The sequence below is a fragment of the Streptomyces platensis genome (assembly GCF_008704855.1).
GTDB classification, from domain to species: Bacteria; Actinomycetota; Actinomycetes; order Streptomycetales; family Streptomycetaceae; genus Streptomyces; species Streptomyces platensis.
The window spans coordinates 3,374,017-3,397,642 of record NZ_CP023691.1 but is presented as its reverse complement, the minus strand read 5'-3'; the positions used below and the strand labels follow the sequence as shown (position 1 = coordinate 3,397,642).

At 70.2% G+C, this 23,626-nt stretch carries 23 protein-coding genes; 19 read left to right on the top strand and 4 right to left on the bottom strand.

Features of this window, described 5'->3' with window-relative positions; translation table 11 throughout:
• Positions 1 to 10: 10 nt before the first annotated feature.
• The 7 genes from CP981_RS14890 (at position 11) to CP981_RS14860 (ending at position 8,429) form a co-directional block, all read left to right on the top strand.
• Positions 11 to 1,375: an FAD-binding oxidoreductase gene (locus CP981_RS14890; protein ID WP_085925474.1), complete on the top strand. Its 1,365-nt coding sequence runs from the start codon at positions 11 to 13 to the stop codon at positions 1,373 to 1,375.
• Between the two features lie 314 nt (positions 1,376 to 1,689).
• Positions 1,690 to 2,517 (top strand): FAD binding domain-containing protein, encoded by an 828-nt coding sequence (locus tag CP981_RS14885; RefSeq protein WP_085925473.1) that lies wholly within the window; start codon positions 1,690 to 1,692, stop codon positions 2,515 to 2,517.
• The gene (locus tag CP981_RS14880) at positions 2,514 to 5,240 is read left to right on the top strand and encodes a molybdopterin-dependent oxidoreductase (protein WP_085925472.1); all 2,727 of its coding nucleotides are present in this window, start codon (positions 2,514 to 2,516) and stop codon (positions 5,238 to 5,240) included. Before CP981_RS14885 ends, CP981_RS14880 begins: the two co-directional genes overlap by 4 nt.
• Positions 5,237 to 6,208: an antibiotic biosynthesis monooxygenase gene (locus CP981_RS14875; protein ID WP_085925471.1), complete on the top strand. Its 972-nt coding sequence runs from the start codon at positions 5,237 to 5,239 to the stop codon at positions 6,206 to 6,208. Before CP981_RS14880 ends, CP981_RS14875 begins: the two co-directional genes overlap by 4 nt.
• A 66-nt stretch (positions 6,209 to 6,274) precedes the next feature.
• A complete protein-coding gene (locus CP981_RS14870) occupies positions 6,275 to 6,598 on the top strand; it encodes a hypothetical protein (RefSeq protein WP_143658896.1) in 324 nt (107 codons plus the stop codon).
• Positions 6,599 to 6,607: 9 nt separating this feature from the next.
• Positions 6,608 to 6,901: a ribosomal protein L7/L12 gene (locus CP981_RS14865; RefSeq protein ID WP_085925469.1), complete on the top strand. Its 294-nt coding sequence runs from the start codon at positions 6,608 to 6,610 to the stop codon at positions 6,899 to 6,901.
• An 82-nt stretch (positions 6,902 to 6,983) separates the two neighbouring features.
• Positions 6,984 to 8,429, top strand: coding sequence for a dihydrolipoyl dehydrogenase family protein (locus CP981_RS14860; protein ID WP_085925468.1), 1,446 nt, complete (start codon positions 6,984 to 6,986; stop codon positions 8,427 to 8,429).
• Positions 8,430 to 8,536: 107 nt separating this feature from the next.
• Here the strand turns inward: CP981_RS14860 and CP981_RS14855 are convergent, their stop codons facing one another.
• A complete protein-coding gene (locus CP981_RS14855) occupies positions 8,537 to 9,013 on the bottom strand; it encodes an SsgA family sporulation/cell division regulator (RefSeq protein WP_085925467.1) in 477 nt (158 codons plus the stop codon).
• A 235-nt stretch (positions 9,014 to 9,248) separates the two neighbouring features.
• On the opposite strand from CP981_RS14855, the gene CP981_RS14850 reads away from it, so the two are divergent.
• Both CP981_RS14850 and CP981_RS37715 read left to right on the top strand, forming a co-directional pair.
• Positions 9,249 to 10,832, top strand: coding sequence for an RDD family protein (locus CP981_RS14850; RefSeq protein WP_085925466.1), 1,584 nt, complete (start codon positions 9,249 to 9,251; stop codon positions 10,830 to 10,832).
• A gap of 91 nt (positions 10,833 to 10,923) precedes the next feature.
• Positions 10,924 to 11,763, top strand: coding sequence for an RDD family protein (locus tag CP981_RS37715; RefSeq protein ID WP_167536101.1), 840 nt, complete (start codon positions 10,924 to 10,926; stop codon positions 11,761 to 11,763).
• Here CP981_RS37715 and CP981_RS14840 read toward each other — a convergent pair.
• Positions 11,755 to 12,093: a hypothetical protein gene (locus CP981_RS14840; protein ID WP_085925465.1), complete on the bottom strand. Its 339-nt coding sequence runs from the start codon at positions 12,091 to 12,093 to the stop codon at positions 11,755 to 11,757. The two genes, CP981_RS37715 and CP981_RS14840, sit on opposite strands and share 9 nt — an antisense overlap.
• 396 nt (positions 12,094 to 12,489) lie before the next feature.
• Here CP981_RS14840 and CP981_RS14835 point away from each other — a divergent pair, with 396 nt between their 5' ends.
• On the top strand, positions 12,490 to 14,880 hold the full coding sequence (locus tag CP981_RS14835) for an immune inhibitor A domain-containing protein (protein ID WP_085925464.1): 2,391 nt from the start codon (positions 12,490 to 12,492) through the stop codon (positions 14,878 to 14,880).
• A gap of 122 nt (positions 14,881 to 15,002) precedes the next feature.
• The gene (locus CP981_RS14830; RefSeq protein ID WP_244329657.1) at positions 15,003 to 15,386 is read left to right on the top strand and encodes a hypothetical protein; all 384 of its coding nucleotides are present in this window, start codon (positions 15,003 to 15,005) and stop codon (positions 15,384 to 15,386) included.
• Between the two features lie 8 nt (positions 15,387 to 15,394).
• Here CP981_RS14830 and CP981_RS14825 read toward each other — a convergent pair whose 3' ends face one another.
• Both CP981_RS14825 and CP981_RS14820 read right to left on the bottom strand, forming a co-directional pair.
• On the bottom strand, positions 15,395 to 15,991 hold the full coding sequence (locus CP981_RS14825) for an isochorismatase family protein (RefSeq protein WP_085925462.1): 597 nt from the start codon (positions 15,989 to 15,991) through the stop codon (positions 15,395 to 15,397).
• 171 nt (positions 15,992 to 16,162) lie between these two features.
• Entirely contained in the window at positions 16,163 to 17,491 is a 1,329-nt protein-coding gene (locus CP981_RS14820) for a nicotinate phosphoribosyltransferase (RefSeq protein WP_085925461.1), read from the bottom strand.
• Positions 17,492 to 17,643: 152 nt separating this feature from the next.
• Between CP981_RS14820 and clpS the strand changes: the two genes are divergently transcribed.
• From clpS to CP981_RS14780, 8 genes are all read left to right on the top strand, one after another.
• Positions 17,644 to 17,997: an ATP-dependent Clp protease adapter ClpS gene (gene clpS / locus CP981_RS14815; protein WP_018091297.1), complete on the top strand. Its 354-nt coding sequence runs from the start codon at positions 17,644 to 17,646 to the stop codon at positions 17,995 to 17,997.
• A complete protein-coding gene (locus CP981_RS14810; protein ID WP_085925460.1) occupies positions 17,994 to 18,587 on the top strand; it encodes a DUF2017 domain-containing protein in 594 nt (197 codons plus the stop codon). The genes clpS and CP981_RS14810 overlap by 4 nt, the downstream gene beginning before the upstream one ends.
• A gap of 321 nt (positions 18,588 to 18,908) precedes the next feature.
• Positions 18,909 to 20,348, top strand: coding sequence for an amino acid permease (locus CP981_RS14805; RefSeq protein ID WP_085925459.1), 1,440 nt, complete (start codon positions 18,909 to 18,911; stop codon positions 20,346 to 20,348).
• Positions 20,349 to 20,450: 102 nt separating this feature from the next.
• A complete protein-coding gene (locus CP981_RS14800) occupies positions 20,451 to 20,876 on the top strand; it encodes a M67 family metallopeptidase (protein ID WP_085925458.1) in 426 nt (141 codons plus the stop codon).
• An 84-nt stretch (positions 20,877 to 20,960) separates the two neighbouring features.
• On the top strand, positions 20,961 to 21,137 hold the full coding sequence (locus CP981_RS14795) for a putative leader peptide (protein WP_318297597.1): 177 nt from the start codon (positions 20,961 to 20,963) through the stop codon (positions 21,135 to 21,137).
• Positions 21,138 to 21,268: 131 nt separating this feature from the next.
• Positions 21,269 to 21,547 (top strand): MoaD/ThiS family protein, encoded by a 279-nt coding sequence (locus CP981_RS14790; RefSeq protein WP_042155162.1) that lies wholly within the window; start codon positions 21,269 to 21,271, stop codon positions 21,545 to 21,547.
• On the top strand, positions 21,547 to 22,497 hold the full coding sequence (locus tag CP981_RS14785) for a PLP-dependent cysteine synthase family protein (protein WP_085925457.1): 951 nt from the start codon (positions 21,547 to 21,549) through the stop codon (positions 22,495 to 22,497). The genes CP981_RS14790 and CP981_RS14785 overlap by 1 nt, the downstream gene beginning before the upstream one ends.
• A gap of 345 nt (positions 22,498 to 22,842) precedes the next feature.
• Positions 22,843 to 23,595, top strand: a complete 753-nt coding sequence (locus CP981_RS14780) for an MBL fold metallo-hydrolase (protein ID WP_085925456.1) — start codon at positions 22,843 to 22,845, stop codon at positions 23,593 to 23,595.
• Positions 23,596 to 23,626 lie beyond the last annotated feature (31 nt).

Sequence of the window (23,626 nt, the reverse complement as noted above, 5' to 3'; positions counted from 1 at the left end):
GGCTGAGGGTATGGACCTCATCGCACGTCTGCGCGCCGGGCTCCCGGGTGAAGCGATCCTCACCGACCCCGACATCACCGGCTCCTACGCCAACGACATGGCGAGCTTCTGCGAGGCCGGGACACCCGCCGTGGTCGTGCTGCCGCGCACCGTCGAGCAGGTCCAGCACATCATGCGGACGGCCACCGAGCTGCGGGTCCCGGTCGTCCCGCAGGGGGCGCGTACGGGGCTGTCGGGCGCCGCCAACGCCTCCGACGGCTGTCTCGTGCTCTCGCTGGTGAAGATGGACCGGATCATCGAGATCAATCCCGTCGACCGGATCGCGGTGGTCGAACCCGGTGTCATCAACGCCGTGCTGTCCCGCGCGGTGAACGAGCACGGCCTCTACTACCCGCCGGATCCCTCCAGTTGGGAGCAGTGCTCCATCGGCGGGAACATCGGCACCGCCTCGGGCGGCCTGTGCTGCGTCAAATACGGCGTCACCGCCGAGTACGTCCTCGGCCTGGACGTCGTCCTCGCCGACGGGCGGCTGCTGACCACCGGCCGGCGCACCGCCAAGGGCGTCGCGGGCTACGACCTCACCCGGCTGTTCGTCGGCTCCGAGGGCAGTCTGGGCATCGTCGTCCGCGCCGTCCTCGCGCTCAAGCCGGAGCCGCCCGGGCAGCTCGCGCTGGCCGCCGAGTTCCCCTCCACCGCGGCGGCCTGCGAAGCCGTCTGCGAGATCATGGCCCGCGGCCACGCCCCCGCACTGCTGGAGCTGATGGACCGTACGAGCATCCGCGCGGTCAACGCCATGGCGCAGATGGGCCTGCCGGACAGCACCGAGGCGCTGCTGCTGGCCGCCTTCGACACCCCCGAGCCGGCCGCCGACCTCGCCGCCGTCGGCGCGCTGTGCACCGCGGCCGGCGCCACCGAGGTCGTGCCCGCCGAGACCGCCGCCGAGTCCGATCTGCTGCTCCAGGCCCGCCGGCTGACCCTGACCGCGCTGGAAAAGGTCAAATCCGCCACGATGATCGACGATGTGTGCGTCCCGCGCTCCCGGCTCGCCGAGATGCTCGACGGCACCGCCGCCATCGCCGAGAAGTACGGCCTGACCATCGGCGTCTGCGCCCACGCGGGGGACGGCAACACCCACCCCACGGTCTGCTTCGACGCCGCCGACCCGGACGAGTCCCGCCGGGCCCGTGCCTCCTTCGACGACATCATGGCGCTCGGCCTCCAGCTGGGCGGCACCATCACCGGTGAGCACGGGGTCGGTGTCCTGAAGAAGGAGTGGCTGGCGCGCGAACTGGGCCCGGTGGGACTGGAGTTGCAGCGCGGCATCAAGGATGTCTTCGACCCGCTGGGCATTCTCAACCCCGGCAAGCTTTTCTGAGGTCCACGGGATTGCGTGAAGCGCACGCGAATGCGGCTCTTCTGAAGCGCATCGGACCGGCGTCATTCCTTGCCGTGCGGCCGCGTATTTTACCCGTGGCTGTCAGGGCGTGCAGAAAGAGTGCGGTCCCTCCGAGTTACTGACGTGCGGGGTTACTGACGTGGCGGGGGCGGGCCCTTCTGCCTATCCTGAACAAGAATTACCGCGCCCGCCGGTCCTTTCGTGAGAAGTCCGACCGCAGCGGCCAGTACCGGAATTCCGCCGCTCGATGGTGCCCGCGCGCACGATTTTCGTCGTGAGGGAGAGCAATTCCCATGGACCTCCACACCATCACCGAAGTCGTCCGGCGACCGGCCGCCCGGCCGGGCGCGGACTGGCACCCGGGCGATGCCTGGCTCGCCGGCGGCACCTGGCTGTACTCCGTGGAGCAGCCGGACCTGCACCGCCTGATCGACCTGACGGCATTGCGCTGGGACCCCCTCGTCCCGAGCGAGGCGGGGCTCGGTATCGGCGCGACCTGCACCATCAGCGAGCTGTACGCCTATCAGCCGCCGGCGGAGTGGATCGCGGCCCCGCTTTTCACCAGGAGCTGTGAGGCGTTCCTGTCCTCGTTCAAGGTCTGGAGCGCGGCCACCGTCGGCGGCAATATCTGTATGTCCCTGCCGGCCGGCCCCATGATCACCCTGACGGTCGCCCTGGAGGCACGGTACGAACTCTGGGCCGCCGACGGGTCCGCCCGCACCGTCGACGCCCTTTCCTTCGTCACCGGCAATAACGAGAACATGCTGGCCCCGGGGGAAATTCTGCGGCGCATTGACATTCCCGCGCACGCCCTGCGGAAACGCACCGCACACCGCCGCTTCTCGCTGACCCGCCTCGGCCGTTCGACGGTCTTCCTCATCGGTACGCACACGCCGGGAACGAGCGATCTGCTGCTCACCGTCACCGCCGGCACCACCCGGCCGGTACGTATCGGCTTCGACACCCTGCCCGATGACCGGACGCTGCGGCAGCGCATCGATGACCTCCCCGCCGATATCTGGTTCGACGATCCCAACGGAACACCCGGCCACCGCCGCCATCTGACACGGCATTTCGCTGAGGAAATCCGTCGGGAACTCATGGCTGGGAGCCCGGGATGACCTACCGCGTGAACGGCAAGAGCTTCGACGAGGAACCGGACCCCGGTCAGTGCCTGCGTACCTTTCTCCGCGCGCTCGGCTACTTCGGCGTCAAAAAGGGCTGTGACGCGGGCGATTGCGGCGCCTGCACGGTATGGCTGGACGGCGCTCCCGTACACAGCTGCATCACCCCCGCCTTCCGCGCGGACGGCCGTGAGGTGACGACGATCGAAGGGCTCGGCGCCCCCGGCAATCTGCATCCGGTACAGCGGCAGTTCCGCGACGCCCCGGGATTCCAGTGCGGTTTCTGCACGGCAGGAATGATCATGACGTCGGCCACCTTCACCGAGGCCCAGAAAGCGGATCTGCCACGGGCGTTGAAAGGCAATCTCTGCCGCTGCACCGGCTACCGGGGGATCGAGGACGCGGTGAAAGGCGTCGTCGGCGTGGCGAAGGCCGCACCGGGAAAGGCCGTCGGCACGAGCGTCAGCGCGCCCGCGGCCGAGGACGTGGTCACCGGCCGCGCCGCCTTCACGATGGACACCCACCTCGACGGCATGCTGCACCTCAAGGTGCTGCACTCGCCCCACGCACACGCCCGCATCGTCTCGATCGACAAGACCGCCGCACTCGCGGTCCCCGGCGTGCACCGGGTCTACACCTGGGAGGACGTGCCGCGCAGACGCTTCACCACGGCGATCCACACCGACCATCTGGTGGATCCGGACGACACCTGCCTCCTCGACCGCACGGTCCGCTTCGCCGGCCAGCGCGTGGTCGCGGTCCTGGCCGACACCGTCGGGGCGGCGGAGGAGGGCTGCCGCCGGGTCGCCGTGGAGTACGAGGTGCTGCCCGCGGTCTTCGACGCCGAAGAGGCGATGGCCGACGGGGCGCCACAACTGCACGGCCCGGTCGACCCGTTCGTCCTGGATCCCGTCCACAACACCCTGGTCGAGATCCATTCACAGATCGGCGACATCGACGCGGGATTCGCCGCGGCGGACGTGACGCACCAGGGCACGTACTTCTCCCCGCGGGTGCAGCACGCCCATCTGGAGACCCATGGCTCGATCGCCTGGATGGAGAACGGCCGGCTGAACGTCCGCACCAGTTCGCAGTCGCCGTCGATCGCCAAGGTCAAACTGGCCCATCTGTTCGCGCTGCGCCCGGACCAGCTCAGGGTGTTCTGCGCCCGCGTGGGCGGCGGCTTCGGCGGCAAACAGGAAGTGATCTCGGAGGATCTGGCCGCGCTCGCCACCCTCGACACCGGGCGGCCGGTCTGCTTCGAATACACCCGGGAAGAGGAATTCACCACCGCCTCGCCACGGCATCCGATGACACTGACGGTCACGCTCGGCGCCACGGCGAACGGAAAGCTCACGGCCCTCCAGGTCCGCAATGTCTCGAACACCGGCGCCTACGGCAACCACGCCGGCGAAACGCTGTTCGCGGGCGGCGCCGCCGTCATGATCTACCGCTGCCCCAACAAGAAGTACGACGCGTACTCCGTCTATACGAACACCGTGCCGAGCGGCGCCCTGCGCGGCTACGGGATGACCCAGCCGGCGTTCGCCGTGGAATGCGCGATGGACGAACTCGCCCTCGCCCTGCACATGGATCCGCTCGAACTGCGCCGCCGCAATATCGTGCGGCCGGGCGACCCCCTCGTCTCCATGGCGGAGGGCCCCGACGACGTGGTGTTCACCGAGGACGGGCTCGGCACGTGCATCGATCTGGTGGATGAGGCGATGGCCCGGAACGCGGGGGAGCCGTCCCCCGGTCCCGACTGGCTGGTCGGGAACGGCGTCGCGAGTTCCCTGCACGAGACCGCGCCACCGACGGAACACCTCTCCGAGGCCTGGGTGACGCTGGGCGACGACCTCGTATACGAACTCGCCGTCGGCACCGTCGAATTCGGTGAGGGCACCTCGACCGCGCATGTCCAGATCGCGGCCCAGCAGCTCGGCACGACACCGTCGCGGATCCGCCTGGTGCAATCCGACACCGACCGCACAGGATTCGACACCGGTGCCTTCGCGAGTGCCGGTCTCTTCGTCGCGGGCAACGCGGTACTCCGTGCCGCCGATGCCGTCCGCGACCGCATCCTGGAATTCGCCGCCGCCCACACCGGCGTCCATGTCGTGATGTGCTCGATGGATGACGAGGCTGTCGTCTGCGGTGACCGGCGGGTGCCGCTGGCGGAACTCATCGCCACGGCCCGAACGCGCGGTATCCGTTTCTCCGTCGCCCGTAAGGCCTATGGCTCACCGCGCAGCGTCACCTCCAACGCGCAGGGATTCCGTCTCGCCGTTCATCGGGTGACGGGTGAGATCCGCATCCTTTACAGCGTCCAGGCGACCGACGCCGCCGTCATCATCAACCCCGCGCAGGTCCGGGGACAGGTGGAAGGCGGGGTCGCCCAGGGAATCGGCTTCGCCCTGACCGAGCATCACCATCTCGACGCCGACGGCGTCATGGTCAACCCGAACTTCCGCAATTACCGCATCCCCGCCTACGCCGATATCCCCCGCACGGAGGTGCTGCTGGTGAACTCGTCGGATTCCGTCGGCCCGCTGCGGTCGAAGGGGATCGCGGAATGCTGCATCAATCCGGTGGCCCCCGCGCTGGCGAACGCGCTCCACGACGCCACGGGCGTCCGCTGCCGCGCACTGCCCCTGACACCGGAACGGCTCTACCGGCAGCTCAGCGAAAGCCGGCCGGTGACGACGGGATGGCGCACATGACCACCGAAAAGCCGGCCGGCACCGAGGCGACGGTCATCATCGGGCAGAAGGTCCGCGCCGGACTGGAGCGGGAATTCGAGGCGTGGCAGGAGGACGTCAACGCCGCGGCCGCCGGTTACCCGGGATTCCTCGGCGCCGAGATCTCCCGGCCGACCTCTCTGCAACCCGACTGGGTGGTCGTCTACCGCTTCGACTCGATCGCCCATCTGCAAGCGTGGATCAACAGCGCCACCCGGCAGCGCCATCTCGACCGCGGCCGGAAATACCTCGACGGCCCCGCGACCCAGCAGGTCGTCAGCGGCGGCACCCAGACACCGGACCCGCTGGTGACCGTCGTCGTCACCCACCGCGTCCACCCGGACCATGTCGACGCCTTCCTCGCCTGGCAGCACCGGATGGACGAGGAGGAGAGCGGCTTCGAAGGCTTTCGCGGCACCGAGCTGTTCCGTCCGATCGAGGGCCTTCAGGACGAATGGACCACGCTCTACCGCTTCGACAGCGCCGAGCATCTCGACGCCTGGCTGACCTCGGGCAAGCGGAAGGAACTCCTCGCGGAGGGCGAGAAGTTCCACGACTTCCGCATGCGCACGATCGACAACTCGTTCGGCAGCTGGTTCGCCTTCGAGGAGAACGGCAGGGAGGCGCCACCGCCCTCGGAGACCAAGACCTCCGTCGCGGTCTGGGTCGGCCTCTATCCGACCGTGGTGCTGCTGACGCTGGCGCTGTCCCCGCTGAAGCTCTCGCTGTGGCTGAACCTGCTCATCGGCAACCTGCTGTCGAGCTTCATCATGAGCTTCGTGACCATGCCCTTCTATGTGAACCCGCTGCTCAAACGGTGGCTGCGGCCCCGCCCGGAGGCACCACGGGCGCGCACGAACCTCGCCGGACTCGGCCTCGTCACCGCGGTGATGGTGTTCTGGGCGGCGGTCTTCTTCCTCGTCACCACCCAGATCTGGCATCTGCCCTGACCAGGCACCCGGCCCGGACCGCGACCCGGATGTACACGGCAGGGGGAGGGGCGGTTGACTGCCCCCATGACGATCCACGATCCGCACAGACCCGGCGAGGGAATGGTCACCTTCCGGGTGACCGGCCAGGGCGTCGACGACCTCACCTACGCCGTCCAGGCACCCGGGGACTCCGGCAGCGAAGAACAGGTGACCCGGCCGGAGTTGCCGTGGTTCGTGGTGACCGAAGCGCGCGGAGTGGGCGCCATGCCGATGCTCACCCTCACCCTCGACGGGCCGGACGCCTACGCCGAGTGCGAGATCCTCACGGACGGCGCACCGGCAGTCCGCGGCACCGTGCACGGCCCGGCCGCGACTGCCGTGTTCATGGCACGTGCCGCCGCCTCATAGAGTGCCGCCATGGATTCCGTGCTCCCCGTGGTCATCGCCCTTCTCGCGCTCGCCGCCGTCATGTTGATCTCGGCCACCGACCGCCGCGCCAAGACGCTGGAGCGCCGGCTCCACCGGCTGGAACACAAGGTGGACCTGCTGCTGGCGCACGCCGGCATCGAGGAGGCGCAGCCCGCCGGGATGGCCGAGATCGACCAGCTGCTGTCGCAGGGCAAGAAGATCCAGGCGATCAAGGTGCACCGCGAGGTCACCGGCTCCGGACTCGCCGAGGCCAAGGAAGCGGTCGAACGCCGGATGCGCTGACGGCCCGTTGGGCTGAGGATGGCCAGAAGGACCCGCCGGGCCCCAGCGGGCCACCTCATGCCCACGCAGGAAGCGAGAGCCGATGGCAGCGACCGAAGCCACCCACGCCGCTGGTGAGGCGTATGACGTCATTGTGCTGGGAGCGGGGCCGACCGGTGAGAACCTCGCCGACCGGGCGCATGCCGCCGGGCTGAGCGCGGTGATCGTGGAGAGCGAGCTGGTCGGCGGCGAATGCTCCTACTGGGCGTGTATGCCCAGCAAGGCCCTGCTGCGCCCGGTCACCGCCCGCTCCGAGGGCCGCCGGGTGCCCGGCCTCAAGGACGCCGTCGACGTCCCCCTGGACGCCCCCGCCGTACTCGCCCATCGCGACGCCATCACCTCGTACTGGAAGGACGACGGGCAGGTCCGCTGGCTGGACTCGGCCGGTATCGACCTGGTGCGCGGCCAGGGGCGCCTGGCCGGGCCCCGCAGAGTGGTCGTCAACGGCGGCCGGGTGCTCACCGCCCGGCATGCGGTCGCGGTCTGCACCGGCAGCCGCGCGGTGCTGCCCCCCATCCCCGGGCTCGCCGAGGCCAGGCCCTGGACCAGCCGCGAAGCCACCAGCGCCAAGAGCGTGCCGGGCCGGCTGGTGGTGGTCGGCGGCGGTGTCGTCGGCGTCGAGATGGCCACCGCCTGGCGGGCCCTGGGCGCCTCCGTGACGCTGCTGGTCCGCGGTGACGGGCTGCTGCCCCGGATGGAGCCGTTCGCCGGCCACCTCGTCGCGGAGTCGCTCGCCGAGGCCGGGGTCTTCCTGCGGACCGGCGTCGAGGTGCGCGAGGTACGCCGGGAAGCCCCGGGCGGCCCGGTCACCGTCCTGCTGGACTCCGGTGACGAGATCGTCGCCGATGAGCTCCTGATCGCCACCGGCCGGGCCCCGCGCACCGAGGACATCGGCCTGGACACGGTCGGACTGCCGCACGGCTCCTGGCTGGACGTCGACGACAGCCTGCGGGTGAAGGGGGTCACCGGCGGCTGGCTCTACGGCGTCGGCGATGTCAACCACCGCGCCCTGCTCACCCACCAGGGCAAGTACCAGGCCCGGATCGCCGGCGCCGCGATCGCCGCGCGCGCCCGGGGCGTCCCGATCCTGGAGTCCGACCCCTGGGGCGCGCACGCCGCCACCGCGGACCTCCGTGCCGTCCCCCAGGTCGTCTTCAGCGATCCGGAGGCCGCTGCGGTGGGCCTGAGCGCCGCCGAGGCCGAGAAGGCCGGATACCGCACCCGGGTGGTCGACCAGGACCTGTCGGCCGTGGCCGGGGCGTCCCTGTACGCGGACAACTACCGCGGCCGGGCCCGGATGGTCGTCGACCTGGACCGGGAGGTGCTGCTCGGCGTCACCTTCGTCGGGTTCGGCGTCGGAGAGCTGCTGCACGCCGCGACGGTCGCGGTGGCCGGTGAGGTCCCCATCGAGCGGCTGTGGCACGCGGTGCCCTCCTACCCCACGATCAGCGAGGCGTGGCTGCGGCTGCTGGAGGCCTACCGGGGCTGAGCCACCGCCGGGCCGTACGGCGCCGGGGCGGCCCGTCCGCGCCCGGCGCCGCGGCACGCCCCGGCCCGTCAACCCCCGTAATGCGGCGGTCCGTTCATCCGCCACCCCTACGCCCCGGGTTCCGGGGCCTCGTCCACGGGCCAGGGGCCGCCCGGCCGCAGCTCGTCCCCGGACGCCATCGCGAACAGTGCGCTCAGCCCTTTGTCGAGGCCCAGATGCCGCTGCTCGGACCCCGGCGGGACCACCCGCAGGGTGCGCTCCAGCCAGGCCGAGACCGCCGGGGCCGGCGCCTCCAGCAGGGCCTGCCCGTCCGGCGAGTCCAGCGCTATGCAGACCAGGCTGCGGCCGTCCAGCTTCGTCGGCCACACCCGCACATCGCCGTCGCCGCACGGCCGGAAGACGCCCTCGACCAGCAGTTCACGGGCGAACGTCCAGCTGACCGGGGCGTCCGAACCGATGTGAAAGGTGACATGGACGGCGTACGGGTCATCGGTGCGGTACCTCAGCCGGGCCGGCACCGGAAGGCTCCGCTCCGGCGACAGGACCAGGCCCAGCTCCAGCTCTCTTTCCACCACGGTGTGCACGGTGTCCGCCTCTCTTCGCTCCCTGCGGGCCCCGAGACCGGTCCCGCACGGAGAGAGAGCGGCCGGGCGCCGGACTCTTACACGACTTCGTACAACTTTTTTCCCGCGCCTCTTCCAGGTGGTCGTCGGCGGGCACGGGCCCGCGGGAACCCGGGGTCTGATAGATGTGGACGCCGCCTTGCGGCAGACTGCACCCCACACCCACCAGGCCGAGTACAGATACGGGACTTCGGATATGAGCGCCCCTACCTCAGGATCCGCCGGCGGTAGCCCCACGCCAGGCTTCTACCCGGACCCGTCCATCCCCGGCTACATCCGGTACTGGAACGGTGCCGCGTGGGTGCCGGGCACCAGCCGGCCCGCCCCCGCCGACGGCGAGGCGATGCCCGCCCCGCCGCCCGGTGTGGCTCCCTCCCCCGAGTTCTCGGCTCCGCTCGAACAGGGGGGACCCCCATCCGCCGTCGAGGAGACCGGCCCGGTCTTCTTCGACGAGGAGGAGGCGGCCGGCGGCTCCGCGGTGCCCGCCGTACACCAGGGCGGTGAGGTCGCCGCCGCGAGCTGGGACGACCCGGCCCGGCTGCACGGCAACAGCCCCGAGTCGGCCGCCGCCTGGCAGGCCGATGCCTCCCGGCAGGCCGGCTTCGGCGGGGAGCCCGACCGCCGGATCTCCTGGGGTTCGCCGGACCAGGCCCCGCCCGGTACGCCGGCGGGCGCCGCCTCCTGGGGCGCGGTGCCGCCGCAGCGCGAGGGACAGGGGGCCGACGCCGGCGAGGTACCCGGCGCCGCCGCGCAGGGCCCGGCGGTCCCGTCCGACGGGACGGTCGCCATCCGCGCCGTGAACCCGGCCGCCCGCCGCGGCGGCAACTCCGGCGATCAGGGCACCACCGCGATCCGCGCGGTACGGCCCGAGGGCGGCAAGCCCGCCAAGGGCAACGAGACGATGGCGATCCGCGTCGCGGGCGGCGGCCGGGCCCCGTCCGCCGCGCCCGGTGACGCCTCCCCGCAGTCGCTGCCGGCCGGCAACGACCAGCCGCAGAACCGTCCCGCCCCGCAGAGCCCGGCCCCACAGAGCCCGGCCCCGCAGACACCGGCCCAGCAGAGCCCCGCGCCGCAGCGTCCCGCCCCGCAGGCCCCCGGCCCGCAGAACCCCGCCCCGCAGGCCCCGGTGCAGCAGCAGCCCGCCCCGCAGACGGCCGCACCCGCCGCCGGTGTGCCGCCGCAGGGCGGTGCCGCGCCGGCCCGGCCCGGTCCGCAGGGCGCCGACGCCGACGGGGTCATTCCCTGGAAGCCACCGGCCGCCGCCGACCCCTTCGCGGCCATGGCGCAGGCCGCGCAGGGCCACCCGGCCGCGCTCGGCCGCAGGTTCGCGGCCAGGCTGATCGACACCCTGGTCCTGGGCGCGCTCACCGCCGCGGTCGCCGTCCCGATGTGGGGCACGGTCACCGACCATCTCGACGCCAAGGTCGAGGCGGCCAAGCAGTCCGGCCGCCAGGTGACGGTCTATCTGGTCGACGGCACCACGATGCCGGTCTTCGCCACCATCCTGGCCGTCCTGCTGATCGGCGGTGCGCTCTACGAGGCGCTGCCGACCCTCAAGTGGGGCCGCACCCTGGGCAAGAAGCTGTGCGGCGTACGGGTCCTCGACATCGAGAGCCACGACACCCCGACCCTCGGCGCCGCGCTCAAGCGCTGGTTCCTCTACAGCGTGCTCGGCGTCCTCGTCATCGGCGTGCTGAACGTCGTCTGGTGCCTGTTCGACCGGCCGTGGCGCCAGTGCTGGCACGACAAGCTGGCCCGGACCTTCGTCGCCGCCGGCTGACCGCCGGCGCGGGGCGGGGCGCCGCGGCAGCCGTTCCCCCGAACGGACCTCGCCGGATGCGGCGGGCCGCGAGATGGCGTCGACTCGGGCCATGAGTACCGACCAGCCCCGGCCCGGCCCCGGTGAGCCGCCGGAGAACGATCCGTTCCAGAAGCCGCAGGTGCCCCCGGCGGGCGGCGCCCCCCGCAACAGCGCGCCCCGGGAGAACGGTTCGCCCCGTAACAACGCGCCGCACGGCGATACGGGCGGCAGCGGTACGGGCGGTGAAGGCGGTGCGCCGCCACCCCCGGAGGGAGCGCCGCCCGGTGGCACCCCGCCGCCCTGGGGCGCCCCTCCGCCCGGTGGCACTCCGCCGCCCGGTGCCGGCGGCCCGTACGCGGGCGGTCCGTCCGGCGGCGGCCCGTATGCCGGGGATCCGTACGGCGGGCAGTACGGAGTGGCCGATCCGCTGGCCGGGATGCCGCCGCTGGCGAACCGCGGACGCCGGCTCGTGGCGCGCATCATCGACGCGATCATCGTCGGGGTGCCGGTCTGGCTGATCATGACCGCGATCGTCGGCGGGGTGGACTTCTTCAGCACCGACGGCGAGATGGCCGGCCGGCAGTCCACGATCTCCGGCGTGACCCTGCTGGTGTATCTGATCTACGAGGGCCTGATGCTCAGCAGCCGCGGCCAGACCGTCGGCAAGATGGCGATGAAGATCCGGGTGGCGATGCTCGCGGACGGCTCGATCCCGCACGGCCAGCCGGGCTGGGTGCGGGCCGCGGTCTATTCGCTGCCGGAGATCGTGCCGTGCTGCGGTTTCATTTTCTGGCTGATCAACGTCTTGTGGTGTACCTGGGACAAGCCGTATCAGCAGTGTCTGCACGACAAGGCGGCGAAGACCGTGGTGGTGTCCACGGAGACGGGGCCGCGTCCCGGCTCAGCGTGAGTGTTCGCCGATCCGGGCCTCACGGGCGCCGGCCGACCGGGCGAGGCCGCTCCAGGCGGCGGACCGGGGGCGCTCGGACGGCGTGCGAACGGCCTGCAACGGGGCGGGCTCGGCGGGCGACCCGTTCCGTACGACATGCCGGCGGACCACCCGCGACACCCCGGGCATCGGCACCGTCATGGCGACCAGCAGTCCGAGCCCGAGCCCGGCGATGGCGATGACCGCGACCCCGATGCCGGTCTCCGTCTGGGAGAGCAGCAGCATCGCGAGGGTGGAGAAAAAGACGGTGGCCGAACCGTAGGCGAGCTGTGCGGCGGTCGGACGAGGCATGGCGGATCCGTCCTCGGAGGGTCGGCAGGGGGTGTCGTGCAGGGAGCGCCGGCAAAGGAGCCTACGGTCCTTACTGCCCGAGCGGAACGCCGGGTAAGCGTGACCTAACCCACGGTTCGGGGCACAGGGGGCGCACAACGCGGTGGTGATTTTCCGGACACCCTGACGTCATGGCTGCTGGGGGCGGGGGCGCATGCCCGGCGGGCATATACACCGGGCCTCTGCGCGGCGATTTCGCGCCCGGCGGCATGCCGCTGCCCGATGTCCGATAGCCGCAACTCGCGGATCGAGCAACGTACTTCGCTGACGTGCCCAAGTCAAGGTCTGTCTTTTTCATCGTACTTCCGGTCGAATGCCCTCGAACAGTGACCGGTTCGATGGGGAGGACAGCGCCAAGTGAGAGACAGCAGACGGGTGTTCAGATCGGCCGCCCTGGCCACGGCGATCGCCGCGATCGGGGCGGCCGCTTTTTCTTCGGGGGTGGCGGCGGCCGACGCGCAGGGACCGTCGCCGGTCGCCAAGCGTCATGACCCGGCTCCCGAGCGGGCCGTGCAGCACGACCTCAAGGGCCCGTTCAGCGCCCGGCAGGCGGCCCAGCGCAAGGAAGCGCTCCAGCAGGTCATCTCCGGCGACGCCAAGGTGACCGAGCGGAACGGCTCCCGGGTCGTCAAGCTCGGCAAGAGCAAGTATGTCGAGCTGGCCCGGCAGAAGACCGACAAGATCTTCACCGTCCTCGTGGACTTCGGCGACAAGGTCGACGACACCACGATGTTCGACCCGGACGGCGACGGCCCCAAGCCCCCGGTGAAGAAGTACGGCGGCGACCCCGGCCCGGCGCACAACCGGATAGCCGAGCCGGACCGTGCCAAGGACAACAGCACGGCCTGGCAGAAGGACTTCAACCGGAAGCACTTCCAGGACCTCTACTTCTCGCACGACAAGAAGAAGCAGTCCCTGGCCAAGTACTACGAGAAGCAGTCCTCGGGCCGCTACTCCGTCCAGGGCGAGGTTTCCGACTGGGTCAAGGTCGACTGGAACGAGGCCCGTTACGGCTCCAACTACTGCGGCCAGACCAACTGCTCCAGCGCCTGGGACCTGATCCGCGACGGCGTCAACCAGTGGGCCAAGAACCAGAAGGCGGCCGGCCGCACCGACGCGCAGATCAAGACCGACCTCGCCAAGTACGACCAGTGGGACCGCAACGACCACGACGGCGACGGCAACTTCAACGAGCCCGACGGCTACATCGACCACTTCCAGATCGTGCACGCCGGTGAGGACGAGTCCGCCGGCGGCGGGGTCCAGAAGACCAACGCCATCTGGGCGCACCGCTGGTACGCGTACGGCTCGGACGCCGGCCGGACCGGCCCCGCGGCCAACAAGGCGGGCGGCACCCAGATCGGCGACACCGGCATCTGGGTCGGCGACTACACCATGCAGCCGGAGAACGGCGGGCTCGGTGTCTTCGCCCACGAGTACGGTCACGACCTGGGCCTGCCGGACGAGTACGACACCTCCGGCACCGGCGAGTCCTCGGTGGACTTCTGGTCGCTGATGTCGGGCGGCTCCTGGCTCGGCACCGGCAAGGACTCCATCGGTGACCTGCCCGGCGACATGAGCGCCTGGGACAAGCTCCAGCTGGGCTGGCTCAACTACGGCAAGGCGAAGGCCGCCAAGAAGTCCACCCACAAGCTGGGCGTCGCGGAGTACAACACCAAGAACAAGCAGGCGGTGGTCGTCGAGCTGCCGGCCAAGGCGGTCAAGACCGACATCGTGCGGCCCGCGGAAGGCTCCAAGCAGTGGTGGAGCAACATGGGCGACAACCTCAAGAACACCCTGTCCCGGCCGGTGGACCTCACCGGTAAGGCCAAGGCGTCGCTGACGCTCAAGGGCTGGTGGGACATCGAGAAGGACTACGACTACCTCTACGCCGAGGTCTCCACCGACGGCGGCAGCAACTGGACGGCCCTGGACGGCACCGCGGCCGGCAAGGCCATCCCGCGCGACGGCAGCGACAAGCCGGCCCTGACCGGCACCGTGGCCGCCTACCAGGACCTCGTCTACCCGCTGGACGCCTACGCGGGCAAGAAGATCGACCTGCGCTTCCGCTACCAGACCGACGGCGGCGCGGCCCAGAAGGGCTTCGCGGCCGACACCGTCAGCGTGGTCGCCGACGGCAAGCCGCTGTTCAGCGACAACGCCGAGGGCGACGACAACGGCTGGACCGCCAAGGGCTTCTCGCGCATCGGCGCGTCCTTCACCAAGGACTACCCGCAGTACTACATCGCGGAGAACCGCCAGTACGTGTCGTACGACAAGACCCTCAAGGTCGGCCCGTACAACTTCGGCTGGACCACCGCCAAGCCGGGCTGGGTGGAGCACTTCCCGTACCAGAACGGTGTGCTGATCTGGCTGTGGGACACCTCGCAGGCGGACAACAACGTCGGCCTGCACCCGGGCCACGGGCAGATCCTGCCGGTCGACGCGCACCCCAAGGCCGAGCACTGGGCGGACGGCAAGCTGATGCGCAACCGCTTCCAGTCCTACGACTCGACCTTCACGCGGTTCCCGACCGACGCGCTGACCCTCCACCGGGACGGCAAGCAGGTCAAGATCACTTCGAAGAAGGGCGTCACGCTCTTCGACGACCGGCACGGCGTCTACTACGACAAGGTGAACCCGACCGGTGCGGTGATCGTTCCTGACACCAACACCCGGATCAAGATCACCAAGGAGGCCCGGGACGGCTCCACGGTGACGCTGCGGGTCGGCTCTGCCGGTAAGTAAAAGGTAAATCCGCAGGTCAGATGCTGTTCGGCCGTCGCCCACTAGCGGGCGGCGGCCGATTAGCGTTTAGATGCGTTCTACAGTTCCTTGTTGACGCGAAGTCTCACGGGGGAGATATGAAGATGTCCGGTGGTGGTTTCATCAGGCTTCCCGGCGGAAGCGTGGTGGTCGCCCTCTCGCTGCCCAGGCCGCCGCACGGCGCCCGGCCCGGTCTCTACGACTGCGGTTGCCGGGTCCGGGTCCTGGTCCATGCCGTGAACCGCCAGCGCGCCCTGACCAGGCTGCGCAACCTCGGTCTGCGGTCCGTCTACCTGCGCGGCAACACCGAGCCGCCCACACCCGACGAGATCACGGCCGTGCTGCACCATCCCGACGGCCTGGTCTGGCGCGAGGCCCCGGAGGACGACACCGAGTCCTGGCATCCCATACGGGCGCTGCTGCGGCCCCAGCCGGCCCGCCCGTCGGCGGAGAAGGAGCCGGCCGGGAACGAACGTCCGGCCGCCTGACGGGCCCCTCAGGCGCCGATGAGGACCGGTTTGCCGGTCAGCTCGGCGCCCGCCGCGCGCAGCTCCGCCAGCGCCCGCTCGGTGGTGTGCGCGGCGACCCCGGCGGTCAGATCCAGCAGGACGTGGGTGCGCAGCCCGGCGCCGAGCGCGTCCAGGGCGGTGGCGCGGACACAGTGGTCGGTGGCGATACCGACCACATCGACCTCGCTGACGGAGTGCGCGCGCAGCCAGTCCGCCAGCAGGGTGCCGTTCTCGTCCGCGCCCTCGAAACCGCTGTACGCGCCCGTGTGGGCGCCCTTGTCGAAGACCGCGTCGATGGCGCCGGAGGCGAGCGCCGGGGCGAAATTGGGGTGGAATCCGCTGCCCTCCGTGCCGGCGACACAGTGCACCGGCCAGGTGTGCTCGTAGTCCGGGGTGGCGGAGAAATGATCACCGGGATCGATGTGGTGGTCCCGGGTGGCCACGACATAGCGGTAGCAGCTGCCGGCCGTCTGGCCCACCAGATCGGTGATGGCCGCCGCGACATCCGCACCCCCCGCCACTGCGAGGCTGCCGCCCTCGCAGAAGTCGTTCTGCACATCAACGACGATCAATGCCCGGTGCATGGTGCGTGCCTTCCGGCTGGGAATCGGGGAGGGGCGCGAGGGTGGTGTGACCGAGGGTAGCCACTGGACGGGGATTGCGGGAGTGGGGCGGAGCCCCCTGGGACGGCGGGTGCCGGGCGCGGCGTACGGCGGCCGCCGCCCGGCACCCCGCGCCCCCTCGGCGGCGCCCGGTCAGACGTACTCGGTGGGCAGCACCGGCTCGCCGCGGGAGAGCTGGGTCGCCGACAGCGGCAGCGCGGCCCGGGCGGCGATGTGCCGGTCGCGGGCGGCGTCCAGCGGCTCGCGGGCCACCACCTTGCCGGCGCTCACCAGCGGCACCAGCAGCTGCCGGTCGGCCAGCTCGGCGGGCACCGGCCCGGTGCCGATGACCTCGGCCTCGGCGACACCGTCCGCGTCCGGCCGGCGCGCGGCCCACTTGCGGCCGCCCAGCGAGGTCTTGGCGCCCATCGACTTCTTCGCGACCGGCCGCAGCGGCGCGCCGGGCTCCTCGCTGTCGGCGCGGGCGACCAGCTTGTAGACCATCGAGCAGGTCGGGTGCCCGCTGCCGGTCACCAGCTGGGTGCCGACGCCGTACGCGTCCACCGGGGCGGCGGCCAGCGAGGCGATGGCGTACTCGTCCAGATCGCTGGTGACCACGATCCTGGTCTTGGTGGCGCCCAGCTCGTCCAGCTGCTGGCGCACCCGGTGGGCGATCAGCAGCAGATCGCCGGAGTCGATCCGGACGGCACCGAGCTCCGGGCCGGCCACCTCCACGGCGGTGCGCACCGCCTCGGTGACGTCGAAGGTGTCCACGAGCAGGGTGGTCCCGCCGCCGAGGGTGTCGACCTGTGCGGTGAAGGCGTCCCGCTCGGTGTCGTGCAGCAGGGTGAAGGCGTGCGCGCTGGTGCCGACGGTGGGGATGTTGTAGCGGAAGCCGGCCGCCAGGTCGGAGGTGGTGTGGAAGCCACCGACGTAGGCGGCGCGGGACGCGGCCACCGCCGCCAGCTCATGGGTGCGGCGGGCGCCCATCTCCATCAGCGGGCGGCCGCCGGCGGCCACCGCCATCCGGGAGGCCGCCGCGGCCACCGCCGAGTCGTGGTTGAGGATCGAGAGGATCACCGTCTCCAGGAGGACCGCCTCGGCGAAGGTGCCCTCGACCCGCATGACGGGGGAGCCGGGGAAGTAGATCTCGCCCTCCGGGTAGCCCCAGATGTCGCCGCGGAAGCGGAAGTCCGCCAGCCACTCCAGGGTCGGCTCGTCGAGGATGCCGCGCTCGCGCAGGAAGCCGAGGATGGTCTCGTCGAAGCGGAAGTTCTCCACCGCGTCCAGCACCCGGCCGGTGCCGCCCACCACGCCGTAGCGGCGGCCCTCGGGCAGCCGGCGGGTGAAGACCTCGAAGACCGACCGCCGCTCCGCGGTGCCGGACCGCAACGCGGCCTGCAGCATGGTGAGTTCGTACTGGTCGGTGAAGAGCGCAGTCGACGGCACGGCCACCGGCAGCCCCAGGTCTGCTGTGTTCATGGGAGAGATGCTACCCCCATTACTCGTCACTTTGACGATAGTGCTCCGGGAGGTACGAACGACAGCCTGCGGCCGCGCCGCGCGGCTCGCCGACGCGGCCCGCGCGAGGGGCATTTGTGCGTCGTCCGCCCCCGGGTGGCAGCATGGGGCCTGTGAGCGCCCACCCGTCACCCACGACCACGCTCCGGCCGCATCGCTGCACGCTCAGTGTCCCGGTCGAGATCGAACGTCCCGAGTCGAGCGAGGCTCCCTTCGAGGTCCCCGAACCCGACGTCCCGTGGGTCACGATCGTCCACAACGACCCGGTCAATCTCATGAGCTATGTCTCGTACGTCTTCCAGTCGTACTTCGGCTACTCCAAGGACAAGGCGCACCAGTTGATGCTCGACGTCCATCACAAGGGCCGCGCGGTGGTCTCCAGCGGCAGCCGCGAGGAAATGGAGCGCGACGTGCAGGCGATGCACGGCTACGGCCTGTGGGCGACCCTCCAGCAGGACCGCCGATGAGCGGACACTTCGAGCCGCTGCCCGGCGGCGGCGCCGCCGTCCCGCTCGACGAGGTCGAGATCTCCATCCTGCGCAGCCTCGCGGTCCAGCTGATGGAGCTGATCGGTCCGGGCGAGGAGGCCGGGGAGAGCGAGAGCGACGACCTGCTGGCGTCGGTCTTCAACGACGGCCCCAGCGAGCCGCCCGCAGACCCGGTCCTGGCCCGCTTCTTCCCCGATGCCTACGGCGGGCCCGACCTCGTCCCCGATGACGACGTCCGCGCCGCCTCCGCCGAATTCCGCCGCTACACCGAGAACGATCTGCGCTCCCGCAAGCGTGCGGACGCCCTCGCGCTGATCCGTGCGCTGGACACCCTGGCACCCGAGGGCGGCAGCGCGGAGCTGCGGCTGAAGCCCGCCGAGTGCCGGCAGTGGCTGGGGGCCCTCAATGACCTCAGGCTGGCCATCGGGACACGGCTTGAAGTCACCGACGAGGAGGACGGCGGCGAGCTGCTGCGGCTGCCGGACAGCGACCCGCGCAAGCCGATGGTGATGGCGTATCTCTGGCTCGGGGGGCTCCAGGAGACTCTCGTCGAGTCACTGATGGGCTGAAATTCGGGCGTACCACCCCGGGAATTCGCCGGGTGTTCGCTCAGCGGATGCTCAAATCCGGATAACGATCGCGTCACTGGTTCAGTGCGTCTTGCTGCCGTTTGCGGAACTTGTCCTCTTTTCCTGGTGGTTCGGTTCACGCCATCCCTAGTCGATCTTCGATGGCGCGTGTTAAATGTTCACGACCTGCCGTGAGCGACGCCACCCCTGTCGCCGCGGGAGCGCTGAGCCGGCCGACCGTCGGCGTGCAGGAACTCCATCCGGGGGGATCGGGACCCGATCCGGACAGACCGGGTCGGAATGGAGAAAGGCGCACCACTCATGACCTCTGTGCAGGTCGACAAGCAGCACGACGGTAATGAGGCACCTGGGCAGGAGCCCGAAGAGGGCTACCAGCGGGGGCTGGGAAACCGTCAGATCCAGATGATCGCCATTGGCGGCGCCATCGGTACCGGCCTGTTCCTCGGGGCCGGCAAGGCGATCTCGATGGCCGGGCCGAGCATCGTCCTCGCCTACGCCATCGTCGGCCTCGTCATCTTCTTCATCATGCGGGCCCTGGGCGAACTGCTCATGTACCGGCCCGTCTCCGGCTCCTTCTCGGAGTACGGACGCGAATTCCTCGGCCCGTTCATCGGCTTTGTGACCGGCTGGACGTACTGGCTCTTCTGGGTCGTCACCGGCATCACCGAAGTGACCGCCGCCGCCACGTATGTGCAGTACTGGAACAAGGACATACCGCAATGGGCCTCGGCACTCGTCTTCACCTGTGCGCTCTTCGGTATCAACCTGATCTCCGTGAAGATCTTCGGTGAGCTGGAATTCTGGTTCTCGATGGTCAAGGTCACCGCGATCATCGGCATGATCCTGATCGGCCTCGGCGTGATCACCCTCGGCTTCTCCGACGCCGGTGACACCGCCTCCTTCACGCTCCTGTGGTCCGACGGCGGCTTCTTCCCCAAGGGTATCGGCGGCACGCTGATGACGCTTCAGATCGTGATGTTCGCCTTCCTCGCCGTCGAGCTCGTCGGCGTCACCGCGGGCGAGGCGACCGACCCCAAGAAGGTTCTGCCCAAGGCGATCAACACCGTGCCGTGGCGGATCGGCCTCTTCTACATCGGTGCGCTGATCATCATCCTGTCCGTCGTCAGCTGGACGGCCTTCAAGCCGGGTGTCAGCCCGTTCGTCGCCGCCTTCCAGCAGATCGGTCTGCCGGCCGGCGCGGGCATCGTCAACTTCGTCGTGCTGACCGCCGCGCTCTCCTCGGCGAACTCGGGCATGTACTCCACCGGCCGGATGCTGCGCGACCTCGCGCTCAACGGCCAGGGCCCGAAGTTCTTCACCAAGCTCAGCAAGAACGGCCTGCCCACCTGGGGCACCGGCGTCTCGGTCGCGATGATGCTGTTCGGCGTCTACATCAACTACCAGTGGCCCGGTGAGGCGTTCAACTACGTCGTCTCCTTCGCCACCATCTCCGGTATGTGGGCGTGGATCGTCATCCTGGCCTCGCAGCTGCGCTACCGCGCCAAGGCGAACCGCGGCGAGCTGCCGCAGTCCGAGTTCAAGGCCCCCGGCAGCCCCTACACCTCGATCTTCGCGCTGGCCTTCATCGGCATGGTGATCGTGATGATGGGCGTCGACAAGGACGCCCGGATCTCCCTCTACGCGGCTCCCGTGTGGGCGCTCATCCTGGGCGTCGGCTACCTCTGCATCAAGCGGCGGGACGCGGCGCTCGTGGCGGCCGGCGCGGACACCAAGAGCTGAGGCAACACCCCGGACGGCGGCGAAACCGCCCGGCTGTCCAGCATGCGGGCCCGTATGTACCACTCTTCGGTACGTACGGGCCCGCTGGCTATTCTTGGCGCCATGCTGACCCTCACCAAGGCCCTCTACGACCAGATCGTCGAGCACTCCCGCCAGGACCACCCCGACGAGGCCTGTGGCGTGGTCGCGGGCCCGGCGGGCAGCGGCCGGCCCGAGCGGTTCATCCCGATGCTGAATGCCGCCCGCTCGCCCACCTTCTATGAGTTCGACTCCTCCGACCTGCTCAAGCTCTACCGCGAGCTGGACGACCGGGACGAGGAGCCGGTGATCATCTACCACTCGCACACCGCCACCGAGGCCTACCCCTCGCGTACCGACATCTCGTACGCGAATGAGCCCGGTGCCCACTATGTCCTGGTTTCCACCGCTGACGCCGATGACGCCGGACCCTTCCAGTTCCGCTCCTTCAGGATCGTGAACGGCGAGGTCGCGGAGGAAGAGGTCGAGGTCGTGGCGGAGTACTCCTGAGCGCGTCCCACCTGGCGTACACCGATCGTCCGCATCATGGGACGAGGTTCCAATACCCGGACCGGGAATCGATACGATGCTCGCATGGTTGACCACGACGTGAGCGAGAAGAAGAGGCCGGGCATGCTGCTGCTCGCTCCGCTCGCCACGCGTCGCTCCGCATCCGCGCTGCTCGGCGCGTTCGGCTGCGGAGCCGCACGGCTGCACGTGGATCTGTGCCGCCTTTCCAGCGCCATCTGTCCGCGCTGCGCCGGCGCCTGACCCGGCCCGTACGGGCGCACGTCCCGCGCGACCCCGCACCTCCCGCGTCACCCGACGCCCTCCCGGCCTGCCGACCGCCGTGCACCCGGGACGCACCGCATCCGCCACCGCACTCCCACAGGAGCACTCCCATGGCCATCGAGGTCCGAATCCCGACCATCCTGCGCACCTACACCGACGGCCAGAAGGCCGTGGAGGGCAGCGGAGACACCCTCGCCGACCTCTTCACCGACCTGGAGAGCCGGCACGCGGGTATCCGCGAGCGCCTGGTCGACGGCGAACAACTGCGCCGCTTCGTGAACGTCTACCTCAACGACGAGGACGTCCGCTTCCTGGAGGGCATCTCCACCAAGCTCGCCGACGGCGACAACGTGACGATCCTTCCGGCAGTGGCCGGCGGAATGCGCTGATGCGTTACGACTCCCCGCTGGCGGCGGTCGGGAACACCCCTCTCGTCCGCCTCCCGCGCCTGTCACCCTCCGAGGACGTCCGTATCTGGGCGAAGCTGGAGGACCGCAACCCCACGGGCTCGGTCAAGGACCGGCCCGCGCTGCACATGATCGAACAGGCCGAGAAGGACGGCCGGCTCACCCCCGGCTGCACCATCCTCGAACCGACCAGCGGCAACACCGGCATCTCGCTCGCCATGGCGGCCAAGCTCAAGGGCTACCGCATCGTGTGCGTGATGCCGGAGAACACCTCCTCCGAGCGGCGCGAGCTGCTCGCCATGTGGGGCGCCGAGATCATCTCCTCGCCCGCGGCCGGCGGCTCCAACACCGCCGTCAAGGTCGCCAAGGAGCTGTCCGCCGAGCACCCCGACTGGGTGATGCTCTACCAGTACGGCAACCCCGACAACGCCGGTGCGCACTACGCCACCACCGGCCCGGAGATCCTCGCCGACCTCCCCTCCGTCACCCATTTCGTGGCCGGCCTGGGCACCACCGGCACGCTCATGGGCGTCGGCCGCTATCTGCGCGAGCAGGTCCCCGGCGTCCAGATCGTCGCCGCCGAACCTCGGTACGACGATGTCGTCTACGGCCTGCGCAACCTCGACGAGGGCTTCATCCCCGAGCTCTACGACGAGTCCGTGCTCACCACCCGCTTCTCGGTCGGCTCCGAGGACGCGGTCCGCCGCACCCGCGAACTCCTCGCCGAGGAAGGCATCTTCGCGGGCATCTCCACCGGCGCGGCACTGCACGCCGCGATCGGCGTCGCCAAGAAGGCGGTCAAGGCGGGGGAGCCCGCCGACGTCGTCTTCGTGGTCGCTGACGGCGGCTGGAAGTACCTCTCCACCGGCGTCTACACCGCCGAATCGACCGAGGCCGCCATTGCCACCCTCCACGGCCAGCTCTGGGCGTAGTACGCGGCGGAATTCCGGGATGCCCCCGGGTGAAGACCGGGGGCACTCCGCGGGAGGCGGTGGGCCGGCATCCGGCCGTGGCGGCACCGGTCCGTGCGTACGGGCGTACGGGCGTACGGGGCGACAGCCCAGACTGGTGATTCCGCCCACAGCTCGCCCCGCTGGAGGCACCACAGGACCTTTTGCGGCTTACGCTCGTGGGCACCGCACAGACCGCCAAGGATCCGGCACCATCCCGGCAGGGCCCGCCGGGACACCCGCACGGACCTTCCCCGAGCGCTCAACTGGGTTCGAGCAGGGGGAGGCTCCTGACCGCCGCCCCCGCCCACGGAGGTTCACGCCCGTATGAAGCTCACTGTCGTCGGATGCTCGGGGTCGTTCCCTTCCATGGAATCGGCCTGCTCGAGCTACCTCCTGGAGGCCGACGGCTTCAGGCTGCTCCTCGACATGGGCAATGGCGCCCTGGGCGAGTTGCAGCGCCACTCCGGCCTCTATGACCTGGATGCCGTGCTCCTGTCGCATCTGCATGCGGACCACTGCATCGATTTGTGCGGCTATTTCGTCGTCCGCTACTACCGCCCGGACGGCGGGCGTTGTGCGCCGATGCCGGTCTACGGGCCGGCCGGCACCGAGCAGCGGCTGACCGCCGCACACGCCGATGTGCCGCACGACGGCGCAATGAGCGAGGTCTTCGACTTCCGCACGCTGACCCCCGGCACCTTCACCATCGGCCCGTTCACGATCCGTACGGAACACGTCAGGCACCCGGTCGAGGCCTTCGGCTTCCGCATCGAGCACGGCGGCCGCACCCTGACGTACTCCGGCGACACCGGCCCCTGCGCGGCACTGGAGTCGCTCGCCGAGGGCGCCGACTTCTTCCTGTGCGAGGCCTCCTTCACGTACGGCAAGGAAGACATTCCCGATCTGCACCTCAACGGCCGCGAGGCCGGCGAGACCGCCCGGCGGGCCGGCGTCGGCCGCCTGGTGCTGACCCACATCCCGCCGTGGACCGACCCGGACATCAGCATTCGCGACGCCCAGAAGGTCTACGACGGCCCGGTCGAGGCGGCCAAGGCGGGCGCGGTCTACGAGGTGTGAGCACACCACCAAGAAGGTGACAGCAGCCCTG